The sequence below is a fragment of the Lewinella sp. genome (assembly GCF_050633125.1).
Taxonomy (GTDB): domain Bacteria; phylum Bacteroidota; class Bacteroidia; order Chitinophagales; family Saprospiraceae; genus Lewinella.
Genome location: NZ_JBOEFX010000027.1, coordinates 1 through 12,926 on the forward strand (window position 1 = coordinate 1; position 12,926 = coordinate 12,926).

General features: G+C 47.3%; 6 protein-coding genes. All 6 read left to right on the forward strand.

Annotated features, from left to right (window positions below; all coding sequences use genetic code 11):
• The first annotated feature begins 189 nt into the window (after positions 1 to 189).
• Complete coding sequence (locus ACRBG0_RS08445) at positions 190 to 2,616, forward strand: ABC transporter permease (RefSeq protein ID WP_431486465.1); 2,427 nt, start codon at positions 190 to 192, stop codon at positions 2,614 to 2,616.
• A 37-nt stretch (positions 2,617 to 2,653) separates the two neighbouring features.
• Positions 2,654 to 5,089: an ABC transporter permease gene (locus ACRBG0_RS08450; RefSeq protein WP_431486466.1), complete on the forward strand. Its 2,436-nt coding sequence runs from the start codon at positions 2,654 to 2,656 to the stop codon at positions 5,087 to 5,089.
• Positions 5,090 to 5,131: 42 nt separating this feature from the next.
• Positions 5,132 to 7,594: an ABC transporter permease gene (locus ACRBG0_RS08455; RefSeq protein WP_431486467.1), complete on the forward strand. Its 2,463-nt coding sequence runs from the start codon at positions 5,132 to 5,134 to the stop codon at positions 7,592 to 7,594.
• A 37-nt stretch (positions 7,595 to 7,631) separates the two neighbouring features.
• On the forward strand, positions 7,632 to 10,010 hold the full coding sequence (locus tag ACRBG0_RS08460) for an ABC transporter permease (RefSeq protein ID WP_431486468.1): 2,379 nt from the start codon (positions 7,632 to 7,634) through the stop codon (positions 10,008 to 10,010).
• Positions 10,011 to 10,250: 240 nt separating this feature from the next.
• Positions 10,251 to 12,686, forward strand: coding sequence for an ABC transporter permease (locus tag ACRBG0_RS08465; protein ID WP_431486469.1), 2,436 nt, complete (start codon positions 10,251 to 10,253; stop codon positions 12,684 to 12,686).
• Between the two features lie 10 nt (positions 12,687 to 12,696).
• A partial coding sequence (locus tag ACRBG0_RS08470) for an ABC transporter permease (protein ID WP_431486470.1) occupies positions 12,697 to 12,926 on the forward strand: 230 nt, incomplete at its 3' end.

Genomic DNA, 12,926 nt, shown 5'->3' on the forward strand with positions numbered 1-12,926 from the left:
CCCAGCAGAACAAGTCTATTATTATAGCGAACCGAACAGGTGAGCGCGGTGCCCGGAGGGCGCAAGGACCAAGGATAGGAGTGGGGGGCGTCCCCACGGATAGCCTGGTGCCCCTGCGATGAGCAGTGGGCAGGGCCCATAATTCAATTTAGAAATCATTGACGAAAGTCGTTTAACGAAATACCCGAGATGTTAAAACATACCTTGAAATCGATCTTGCGACAATTGAAAAGGCAGTCTCTCTTTACGGGGATCCACTTGGTGGGTCTGAGTGTAGGGCTGTGTTGTGCGATGTTGCTGTTTTTGTATATCCGGCATGAAATTAACTACGATGCGCACCATGCAGGAGCTGACCGTATTTACCGCGTAACCCAGATCGCAACGAGCCAGGGCGAAGTGGATTACAGTGGAGGTACCCCTTACCCATTGGTGGATGCTTTGCGCTCTGAAGTGCCAGCGTTGGAACTGGTGAGTGGAATACATGGCAGTGGCCGGGGGATTGTGCGTGTGCCGGGCAAGGATCATTATCGCCTGGACGAAGTGTATTTCGCTGATGGTAGTTTTCTGGAAATATTTGATTTTGGCCTGGCGGAAGGGGTGGACCCCGCGATCATGGCAGCCCCTGGTAAAGCAATGCTGTCGGAGAAAACAGCGAATACGATTTTTGGTACGGAAAACCCTGTGGGGAAGACGATCAAGCTAGACGAAAAGTTAGACTTGACGGTGGTGGGTACCTATCGGGGCGAAAAACAAAGCCACCTGGCAGCAGATATGTTGGTTTCTTTGGCTTCATTAAACGAAGATTATTTAGGTTTTCCTACAGATCAGTGGGGGAATTCTATCGGCGGTGTAGCTTATGTACGCCTACCAGAAGGAGGAGTTCCTGAGCAGTTTTCGGCTGACCTTGCAGCGTTGGTCGATAAATACATGAATGGAGAGGAAGAAGGTGTAATGAATGAGCTGTGGTTGCAACCATTGAGTGGCATCCATTTTGATCCTCGTGTCGATCAAGTTGCTTCGGTGGAAGCTATTCGCCCTGTTTATCTGTGGATTGCTGGTGCAACAGGTTTGTTGATTTTGTTGATGGCTTGTTTCAATTTTGTGAACCTGTCGTTGGCACAAAATCTGAGTAAGCAACAAGAAGTAGGAATGCGTAAGGTGCTGGGAGCCAGCCGTATTCAATTATGGACCCAATACTGGGGCGAAGCACTGGTGCTTGCCCTGAGTGCTGGTGTTTTTAGTGTGCTGTTGCTACAGTTGGGCTTACCTTATTTACAAGAAAAACTGCAACAGCAAATTTCTTACCAAGGGCTACAAGACTATTCATTGATTGGATTCGTCTTTTTGATCACCTTGATCATCAGTGTGATTGCTGGCGGTTATCCGGCTTGGGTTATCGCTCGTAAGAAAGCGAATGAGGTATTGAAAGGCAGTAAGGTGGTGAGCGATAAGAGCCAGGTAAGCTTGCGTAAAGGCCTCATACTGGCCCAGTTTGTGATCACGCTAGTGATGATTTGTAGTGCGATTACCGTTTCAAGGCAGTTGGATTTTATTCAAAATAAGGACCTGGGCTTCCGGCAGGAGGCGATTTTGCAGGTGTCGCGTAATGAAACTGGCCGAAATCCGCAGCTAAAAGAAGAATGGGAGCGAGAAGCCGGGGTGTCGTCGGTGACCTTTAGCTTGGGTGCACCCACATCCAGAAATAACATCGGTTCGGATTATTATCCGAAAGGGCGTAGCCCGCAAGAGCACCGAAATAATATAGAGTTGAAAGCTGCTGATGAGAGTTACCTGGAAAATTACGCCCTGGAATTACTGGCTGGTCGATTTGTTTCGGTAGAAGAAACGGCCAGGATAGGCGACCGTTTCCCAACCGAAGGAGAAGAATGGCCCATTGTGGTCAATGAAGCACTTGTCAAAGAAATGGGATGTAGGAACTATGAAGAAGTGCTTGATAAACGTATTATCATTGGCTTTAATAATGCAGAAGGCTACATCGTAGGGGTTACGAAAGACTTCAATACCAGTTCGTTACATGATGAAGTAGCAGCTACGGCTATCCTGCCTTTGTCTATGCTTTATTACCAGATAGGGGTGAAGATGGACCCTGCTCAGATAGCAACCACATTGCCGCGACTGGAAGCTAGCTGGCAAGAATTTTACCCCGACCAAATGTTTAACTATTCTTTTCTGGAAGAAGATGTACTGGAACAATACCTGGCAGAAGCCCGCACCAATACCTTATTGCAAGGCTTTGCCGGACTAGCGATTTTCATTGCTTGTCTGGGGCTGTTTGGCTTGATGGCAATTATGGTGCGCCAGCGCCGCAAGGAGATAGGTTTGCGCAAGGTGTTGGGGGCTTCGGTGACGAGTCTTTGGGCTTTGCTTTCTTCTGATATGATTCGGCTGATTCTTATCTCCCTGCTGATTGCCGGGCCGGTGGCTTGGTGGTTGATGAGTAACTGGCTGAATAATTTTGCCTATCGGATCAGTATGAATGTCTGGACGATTGTCATTGGCGGAGTAGCCCTACTGTTTATAGCGTTGTTGACCGTCAGTGGGCAGGCTTTGCGGGCGGCATTGACCAACCCGGTAGAGGCATTGCGCAATGAGTAAAAGTGGATTGCTATTGCTGGATAAATAAAATTAAACCATGTTCTACAACCATCTCAAAATAGCGATACGGACGCTTTGGCGACACAAGACTTTTAGCGGAATTAATCTGCTGGGGCTTACATTGGGTACGATTTGTTGCTTATACATGGTGTTGTATGTTCAGCATCATTATGGATACGATCTACACCATGAGAATGCGGAAGAGGTGTACCGTGTCACAAGTGAATTAACGCTGGGCGAGAGCAAGGAAATTATGGATATGGCTACTTGCTCGCCACCGATTCCACCGGCCATGCAGGTTGATTTTCCAGAGGTACTGATGGCTACACGGGCTTGTCAACCTCTTGGCGTAGAGCAACAACTGCTGCGGGTAGAAAAAGAGGTTTGCTACGAAGACGCAGGCTATTATGTAGACAGTACATTCTTTGAGGTTTTGCAATACCATTTTGTAGAAGGTAACTCCACAACAGCTTTGGTGGAACCTTTTTCGGTTGTCATCTCTGAAACCTTGGCTAAACGCTTGTTTGGTACAGGGAGTGCCTTAGGAGCAACTATTGCGATTGGCGATTGGAGTGAGGCAGTACCTTTTAAAGTGACCGGTGTGATTGATTACAGCCTGGGCGATTCGCATTTGAATAGCCATTTATTTATGAGCATGAACTCAGGTGACGTAGGGCAGTTTGTTCGCCAAAATACCTCTTGGGCTGGCAATAATTTCTTGTACGGTTATGTACGTTTGGCTCCCGGAACGGATGCCGATGCATTGGCTGCTAAGTTTCCCGCATTTTTGCAACAACACGGAGGCGACCAACTCCGCGAATCAGGAATGAAGAAAGAATTGAAGCTGCAAGCCATCACCGCTATTCATACCCAAACGAATTTGAATGGTGATACCCCCGGGAATACAAGTAAGACTTTCTTGAGCCTACTCTTGGCTATTGCAGGGTTTATTCAGTTGGTAGCGTGCATTAATTTTATGAACCTGACAACGGCACGTGCTACCCGAAGGGCTCAGGAAGTAGGTGTACGGAAGGTCGTGGGTGCTAATCGCCGCAGCCTCTTTAGCCAGTTTATGGTAGAAAGTTTACTCTTGTCTTTTCTAGCCGTAGGTTTGGCCTTGCCACTGACAGAGCTTCTATTACCTATTGTCAATCAACTTACAGGAGCTGAGGTCGTTATTTCCCTTTCCGGGAAAACATTGCTACTGCTGTTTGGGATAACCTTAGGGACGGGAGTACTGGCGGGTGGGTATCCTGCCCTCTATTTGTCGGCATTTAAACCTATTGCTTTATTCAAACACGTAACCAGCCATCACGGTAGTGCTTCCTTGCTGCGCAAAGGGCTGGTTGTCAGTCAGATGACAGTGGCTTCTGTGTTGATCATTGGAGCCTTGATTATTCATACACAGGTAGATTATTTGTTGAATAAAGATTTAGGGTTTGAGGCCACACAAAAGGTTGTTTTTGATTTGCAGGGCGCTCGTGACGGTAGCGCTGTGGCAGGCCTAGGGGATGAACTGAGGCGAATGCCTCAGGTGCGCAATGTTTCGGCAATGCTTCAGTTACCAGGAAAATCCCTCTCTCGTGATATTGCCCTATACAAGCCGGGGCAAAGTATGGATGAATCGAAAATTGCCTGGCTCGACTATGCCGACGAACACTATCTGGATGCTTTAAAAATTGACCTCCTTGCAGGAAGAGTACTCACTTTGATGGATACGGTTGTCGATGGGAGCAACTTTCGGATAATGGTCAATGAGGCGCTCTTGGATGAGCTACAAATCCCCATTGCCGAGGCCCTGGGGACGGTTTTGCGTTCTGATTTTGAAGAAAACAGGATGAGCATGACCATTGTGGGGGTCATGGAGAACGTCATGTATCAAAAATTAACGGATGAGCTTAGACCATTTATGCTCATTGCTTCGGCACCGGAAAATTTATCCTTTCTCATTGCAGATGTTAATACGGAGGATTATGGCCGTTTTTTGGCGCAAGCCCAATCTAGTTGGGAGAGGGTAATTCCAGATTTACCTTTCAAGTATTCATTTTTAGAGGATGATATTGCCCAGTTATATCAAACGGAGCAGACTTTATCTCGGATCATTGGCACCTTCACTTTTGTGGCAATTGTTATTGCCTGTCTGGGGCTTTTTGGTCTGTCTGTTTATGCTGCCGAAAAGCGACAGAAAGAGGTGAGTATTCGCAAGGTGCTGGGAGCAAGTATTCAAAATTTAGTGACGCTACTTTCGAAGGAATTCTTGCTACTGGTAGGGATGGCGGTGCTAATCGCTTCTCCTATTGCCTATTTCGGGATGCAGCAGTGGTTGGCGGATTTTGCTTATCGCACACCAATACACTGGTGGGTTTTCGGACTGACCGGTTTGTTGACGATGGTAATCGCTTTCCTTACCGTAAGTCTGCAAGCCTTGCGTGCTGCATTAATGAATCCTTCCGACAATTTGCGAGGGGAATAGCGGAGTAATGCCATTGTTTTAAGAATAATAAAAGCTAAGACTATGTTTAAGAATTACATAAAAATTGCTTGGCGCAATCTGCAACGGCAGCCTGGTTTTACGATGCTCAATATACTAGGGCTGGCTATTGGCATAGCAGGGTTTTTATTCCTAGTACTTTACATTAGAGACGAACTCAGTTATGATAAATTCAATACCAAAGCTGATCGTATTTACCGTGTAGCACTTGAACGTAAATACCCTGACCGCAGCCGACAGTATGCGATTATTCCGGCAGGTTACGCCGAAGCTATGGCCACAGAGTATCCGGGAGTAGAAGAAACCTGCCGTCTGTTTTTCTTTGGCCCGGCTAACATGTTATTGCGTAAAGAAGACAATACCTACAGAGAAGACAATATTATCTGGTCGGACTCTACCTTTTTTGAATTCTTTGATATTCCGCTATTGGCAGGCAACGCTGCCTCAGCGCTCAGTGCTCCTAATAGCATTGTTCTCACAGAGGATATGGCTCTGAAGTATTTTGGATCAAACTGGGCCAGCTCGAATATTATTGGCAGCCCGCTGGATCAGGTACAGGGGGATGATGATTTTACGATCACCGGCGTATGTGCAAATGTGCCTTCTAATTCACACCTCTCTTTTGAGTTTTTGGTTTCCTCTACCTCGATGGGTTTCTTGGCGGGTGACCCCGATTATGTTAGTTTTTCTGCGATGACTTATCTCTTGTTGGATGAGAAAACCCAAGCGGATCAGCTTGAGACTAAGTTCCCTGACCTGGTGGCAAAATATGTCTCAGGGCCGGTGCTCAACCACTTTGGGGTGGATTATGCGACCTACCAAGAACAGGGGAACGGATACAATTATACCTTGCAAAATCTGGGGGATATTTACCTTGATTCCATACAGGAAGGAGAAATAAAACCACCAGGGTCGCGGAGTCGCATTTATTTTTTCTCCCTGATTGCATTGCTTATCATTGTCATTGCGGGGATCAATTTTATCAACCTTTCTACAGCACGCTCGGCAGGGCGGGCCAGAGAGGTAGGTATCCGAAAAACATTGGGATCTGAAAAGAGCCAGTTGGTGATTCAGTTTTTGGTCGAAGCCCTTTTGATCAGTGGAATCGCGGCATTGATTGCCGGGATTATTGTAGGCTTGGCGTTGCCTTGGTTCAATGCGCTGACAGAGAAAACCCTGAGTCGTGGTATTTTATTAGCGCCATTTAGCCTCAGCCTGTTGGCAGGAGTGGCAATGCTTACGGGGTTGGCTTCTGGTTTTTATCCGGCCGTATTTCTCTCTTCGTTCAAGCCAATTGAGGTACTCCAAGGGCGTTTGTTACAAAATACGAAAGGAGGAGGTTTGCGAAACGCATTAGTGGTATGTCAATTTGCGATTTCCATTTTCCTGATTGTTGCGACGATCCTGATCTACCAACAATTACAATATACGCAGAATAAGTCTTTAGGTTTTAACAAAGAGAGTCTAGTGACCCTGCAAAATGCAGGCGGAATGACAAGCCAGCAATCGGAAACCTTTCTTGAGCAAATTGGAAAACTACCGGGAGTTGTAGCAGCGAGTTCTTGCAATTCAGTGCCTGGACAGTTCTATTTTGGAGTATCATTCCAACCACCTGGCGCAGATGAAATGACCACTGGTAGCGGCCTGATCGTAGGGGAGAATTATGTAGAATGTATGAAAATGGACTTGGTGGCGGGGCGTGAATTTTCTAAAGAATTCGCGGATACCCTTTCCGTATTGGTCAACGAAGCCGCAGTTCGTGAAATGGGCTTGAAAGATCCCATAGGTCAACGTCTTTCTACCTCTGATGGATGGTTGAACCCCGATCCGGAGAACCCTTCTGTTTACAAGATAGTAGGAGTTTTAAAAGATTACCACTTTCAATCCTTGCACCACGGTATTTCGCCATTGTTTTTTGTTCACAAAGATCGTAATGCAAACGGCGCAGCGCAGCCTCAAATCAGTGTTCGTTTAGCAGAAGGTAACCCTCAGGCTGCGCTTGGGCAAATAGAAGGTATCTGGAATCAATTTCAACCAGATGTACCGCTTTCTTACCTTTTTGTAGACCGGGAGTGGGCCAAACTTTATACCCAAGAAACTACAGCTCGGAGGGTATTTGTCCTGTTTACAACCTTGGCGATTATCATTGCTTGCCTGGGCTTGTTTGGCCTGGCGGCTTATCTGGTGGAAAAACGCCGCAAGGAAATTAGTATTCGCAAAGTACTGGGGGCTAGCACTGCTGGTTTGGTTCAGTTGCTTTCTCAAGACTTCCTCAAACTGGTGGTGATTGCGCTGTTAGTGGCTTCTCCGTTGGCGTATTATTTTATGGATCAATGGCTGCAAAACTTTGCTTACCGCATCACGATATCTTGGTGGGTCTTCTTATTGGCAGGTGGCCTAGCCTTGGGGATTGCTTTTGTTACAGTAGGCTTGCAAAGTGTAAAAGCGGCGTTGGCTAACCCAGTGAAAGCATTGAAAAACGAATAGTCCTACCCTTAAATCATTCACGTTAAATCCAATAACCATGTTCCATACCTATTTCAAAATTGCCTATCGGCATTTACGCAACAACAAGTTTTTTACCCTACTCAATATCATGGGCTTGGGGGTAGGAATGGCGGTGGCTATCATCATTGGCATTTGGATTTGGGAGGAGGTTTCCTTCGATAAATACCACGACAAGTACGAACGGATAGCTTGCGTGATGCAAAATCACACCTTCGAAGGCGTGGTAGAAACCTGGTGGAGCCAGCCCAAACAATCAGCTGATGTGCTGCGTGACGATTACGGCCGTCATTTTGATGCCGTAGTGATGACCTCTTTTAACAATGTAAATACTTTGCGCAAAGGCGAAAAGCTGCTCAACCAAAATGGCATTTTCAGTGAACCCGGTGGGCCGGAATTACTAGGGCTAAATGTAATACACGGCACTCGATCCGTACTAGATAACCCAGATGCAATTTTGGTGTCGGAAACAACGGCTCGCAATTTTTTTGGTGTTGAAAACGCCGTAGGGGAAGTACTAAACCTGAATGAAGAAAACCAGGTGACCATTGCAGGTGTCTACGAAGATTTGCCGAAGAACTCTAGCTATGCCGATATGGATTTTATGGGAAGCTGGCTGCTCTATGAACAAGGTCTGCCTGAATGGGTAAGCTGGGGCAACAGCTGGTTTCAGGTGTTGGTAGAAGTGAAAGAAGGTAAAACCTTTGCGGAAGTCTCCACTGCGATTGAAAAACTGAAGCAGGAACGGATGAGCGAAGCAGAAGGCCTACGATTTAAACCAGAACTGTTTTTGCACCCGATGTCGCAGTGGCGGTTACACTCTGAGTTTGAAAACGGTGTGAGTGCTGGTGGGCGGATCACTTATGTGCGCTCTTTTGCGTTGATCGGTTTCATTGTGTTGCTGTTGGCTTGCATCAATTTCATGAACCTTAGTACGGCTCGTTCTGAGCAACGCGCCCGCGAAGTGGGTATCCGTAAAACGATGGGTTCGCGCAGAAGCCAATTGATCGGCCAATTCTACAGCGAGTCATTGCTCTTGGCTTTTGGTGGCGGCCTAGTTGGGTTGGGCTTGGTAACCGTACTGTTGCCCTTCTTCAGCCAGTTGGCGGATAAGGAGATGGTAGTGCAATGGAATTCGCCTGTCTTTTGGTTGCTTTGTGCCGGATTTTGTGTTTTGACGGGCTTTCTGGCTGGCAGCTATCCGGCCTTGTATTTGTCCTCCTTTGCACCAATAAACGCCATTAAAGGGATGATGAAAAAAGGTGCCGTTAATAATCGCCCGAGGGAGGTACTCGTCGTACTACAGTTTACGGTTTCCGTGGTGCTGATCGTAGGAACTATCGTTGTTTTTCAACAAATAAATTTTGCCAAAAACAGGCCCATTGGTTTTAGTAACGAAGGTTTGATTGGCTTGAACCTGCGGAGTCCTGAACTCGACAAACGCTTTGATACCTTCCGTGAAGACTTGCTGAATACGGGCTTTATTGAAGAAGTCGCCAAGTCGGAAGCTCCACTCACCAGCACCTTTGTGACCAATAGCGGGCTATCCTGGCCGGGTAAAGCAGAAGGTTTTCAAGATGAGTTTGTAACGCTGCGCGTCTCGCACGAATTTGGGAAAACCATGGACTGGAATATCGTAGAAGGCAGAGATTTCTCCCGAGAATTTGCGACCGACTCGATGGGCTTTGTCATCAACAAAGCAGCAAAAGAATACATGGGACTGGCCGACCCTATTGGTCAAAAAATAAAGTGGGGAGAAGACGAGACCTACACCATCGTTGGTGTTGTGGAGGACATGATTACGCAGTCGCCATATACGCCTGTAAAGCAAACGATCTTTTTTATCGACTATGAGCGTTCGCAGTATGCTACTCTCAAAATGAAACCCACAGCAGGTACGGAGGAAACGCTGGCGGCAGTTGAAAAGGTCTACACTAAATACGATCCCGTCAACGTATTTGACTACGCTTTTTTGGACGAGATGCACGAGCAAAAATTTGGCGAGGAGCAGCGAATTGGCCGCTTGGCGGGCTTCTTTACGATCTTGGCCATCTTCATTAGCTGCCTCGGTTTATTTGGAATGGCGGCTTACGTGGCCGAGCGTCGTTCTCGCGAGATTGGGATTCGCAAAGTACTGGGAGCCACCATTTACAGCATCGTTCAGTTGATTTCTGCTCACTTTCTGAAGCTGGTTATTATTGCGCTGGTCATTGCAACGCCTATCGCTTACTGGCTGATGCAAAACTGGTTAGAAGATTATGTCTACCGAATAGAACTAAGTTGGTGGATGTTTGCCCTGGCTGGCGGTTTAGCCACCGGAATCGCGCTATTGACGGTAGGATTACAAAGCCTCCGGGCGGCGGTAGCCAATCCGTTGGATGCGATTAGGAGAGATTAGTGTTCGCTTTGCTCACGGTTGTACTCGCTGCGCTCGTGGGAGTGTTCGCTGGCGCTCACGGTTGTACTCGCTTACGCTCGTGGGGGTGTTCGCTGGCGCTCACGGGGGGGAGGCTTTTCCGACTTTTCGAGTTTAGACCATAGGTAATACAAAAACCCACTCGCGCAGCGAGTACAACCGCGAGGAACGAGCACAACCGCGAATCCCGAGGAATCGGGATGAGCACCAAAAACAAGAACCATGAAAATCACCCTTCGCTACCTGTTGAAAAATCGCCGAACTACGTTACTCAATGTTTTGGGTTTAGCCGTAGGGATGGCCACTTTCTTGTTGATCACAGACCATGTGCAATACGAGCGTAGCTATGACCAGTTTTACGAGAAAGCTGATGAAGTTTTTCGGGTAAATACCTTGTGGGGCTTTGAAGGAAAGGAGGAGCGCTACGCTACTACACCCCCACCGTTGGCGGAAGCTATCAGGAGTGATGTGCCGGAGGTGGAAGCCATCTGCCGGGTGTTTTACTGGTCGGATTTCACCATGCGTGCAGATAATGATTTGGAGAAGGTTTTTCGGGAAACCAAAGCTTTTGCCGTTGATAAAGACTTTTTCAAGGTACTCAATTACGGACTGATTGCTGGTGATCCGGCAACGGCCTTTGCTGAACCTGCCAGTGTAGTGTTGCCGCGTTCGACAGCGGTACGCTATTTCGGCGAGGAAGCTGTTCGCGATGGCAAAGTATTGGGCCGTCAGTTGCTGGGAGGCAAAGATGCCGGTACACCTTGGGCGATTACCGGAATAATGGAAGATCAACCAGCCAACAGTCACCTTCAGTTCACGATGCTGATTTCAGCCAGCTCTTATCCTGATGACTTGTACCGAAATCAGGTTTGGACCTGGAATGTGATGCATACTTATTTGCGTACCAAAGCCCTTACTCCAGGAGCACGTGAGCAATTACAAGCTAAACTGAAAAATATTGCAGAGACCAAAACACTTCCCAGTATGCCCATGGCGGAATCGAATCCGGAGCTGCTGGCGAAGGCAAATTTCGATTATCCATTACAGGCGATCACTGATATTCACTTGACTTCAAATTACCTGCGGGAGATGCGCCCCAATGGGAATGCTACCTACGTAGGGCTCTTCCTTTGGGCGGCCTACTTGGTGCTCTTTATGGCGATTATTAACTTTATCAACCTGGCTACAGCCCAGGCTACGCGCCGGGCTGCCGAAACGAGTGTCCGCAAAGTGTTGGGGGCCAGCTACGGCAGTTTGGTAAGGCAGCATTTGTCGGAGTCGGTGGTTACAGCTGTGTTGGCTGGCGGGTTGGCCTTGGTATTGATTATTGGTTGGCAGGAAGGAGCTGCACAATGGCTGGGAGCAACTATAAAAGGAGATGCTTTTATCCAGCCGATATTTTGGATAAAACTCTTGGGCCTGTGCTTGTTTACCGGATTGGCAGCTGGGGCCTACCCTGCCTTGTTTTTGAGCCGATCTACTACCATGAATGCTTTGCGTGGGAGGCAGGTGAAGTTGATTTCAGATTATAGCTTGCGCAATAGTCTGCTTGTGGTACAGCTAGTGTTGTCGATGGTGCTGATGGCCGGCAGCTGGCTCATTTATCAGCAGGTAGACTATTTCCAAAATAAAGAATTAGGTTTTGCAAAAAACAACCTCCTGGTCATCGAAAATGATAGAGAGATTGAGGAACGAAAAGATGTTTTCAAGGAAGAACTACTGCGCCATCCTGGGGTCACAGAGGTAGGTTTTTCTAATGGATTACCTGGCCAACCCGTTTATCAAATACGCGACTTCCGTGCTGAAGGGAATTCGGAAGGTGCTGGCTTAAATTGGATACTAGCCGATGATACCTTTTTGCCCACATTGGATCTGGAACTGTTAGCGGGAGAAAATTTTAAAATTGGGAATAGCCGTGATTCCCTTGGCGTGATTCTCAACGAAGCAGCAGTGAAAAAACTAGCATTGGAGAACCCTATCGGCCATGTACTTATCAAAAACGAGGGGCGTGATGATGAGGAACGATTGCAAATTCTTGGTGTCGTCAAGGATTTTCATCTGCAATCGCTACATCAGGAAATCGAACCACTGGCTTTTTGTTATTTCAAGGATTTTGTCTTCAAGGATTACATCAGTATCCGCCTGAGTGATGAGGATGTTGCTGGAGCCATTGCTCATGTAGAAAACAGTTGGTCGGCCTTTGAGCCGGATGTGCCCTTGCGCTACAGCTTTTTGGATGAGAATTACAATGAATTGTTTAAATCAGAAGTGCAGCTCAGTAAGCTATTTGGGGTATTTACACTATTGGCCTGTTTTATCGCTGGGCTGGGCTTGTTTGGTTTGGTAAGTTTATTGCTCACGGAGCGCGTTAAGGAAATTGGTATCCGCAAGGTGCTGGGCGCTTCATTGGGGCAAATTGTGCTTTTGTTGAGCCGTCAGTTCCTGTTTTTGTTAGTGATTGCCTTTGTGGTGGTGGTTCCGCTTTTTTGGTATGGAAGTACGGAATGGCTACAAAATTTCGCTTACCGGATTGATCTAACACCCACACCGCTTTTGGGAGCAGGCCTTGGCGTGCTGCTTTTGGCGGCCGTCACGGTAGGTATCCGAGCTACGCAAGCAGCGCTGGCAAACCCTGTTGAAGCATTAAAAAACGACTAAATTTCACCTCATGTTACACTTGAAATTAGCTTGGCGCCAACTGCGCAAACACCGCTTTTTCTCGCTCCTCAACCTGTTGGGGCTCACGGTGGGAATGACGGCAGCGATGGCACTTTTTTTATACGTACAAAAAGAGTACAGCTTTGATCGCCAGCATCATTATGCAGACCAGATCGTAAGGGTTAACCTAAAGGTAGCAGACGGAGATTTGGATGAGAGTTGGGCCACTGCGCCCAACAT

Coding starts and splice junctions, on each gene's coding strand:
- ACRBG0_RS08450 (WP_431486466.1), top strand. CDS start 2,654: ATGTTCTACAACCATCTCAAAATAGCGATACGGACGCTTTGGCGACAC.
- ACRBG0_RS08460 (WP_431486468.1), top strand. CDS start 7,632: ATGTTCCATACCTATTTCAAAATTGCCTATCGGCATTTACGCAACAAC.
- ACRBG0_RS08445 (WP_431486465.1), top strand. CDS start 190: ATGTTAAAACATACCTTGAAATCGATCTTGCGACAATTGAAAAGGCAG.
- ACRBG0_RS08455 (WP_431486467.1), top strand. CDS start 5,132: ATGTTTAAGAATTACATAAAAATTGCTTGGCGCAATCTGCAACGGCAG.
- ACRBG0_RS08465 (WP_431486469.1), top strand. CDS start 10,251: ATGAAAATCACCCTTCGCTACCTGTTGAAAAATCGCCGAACTACGTTA.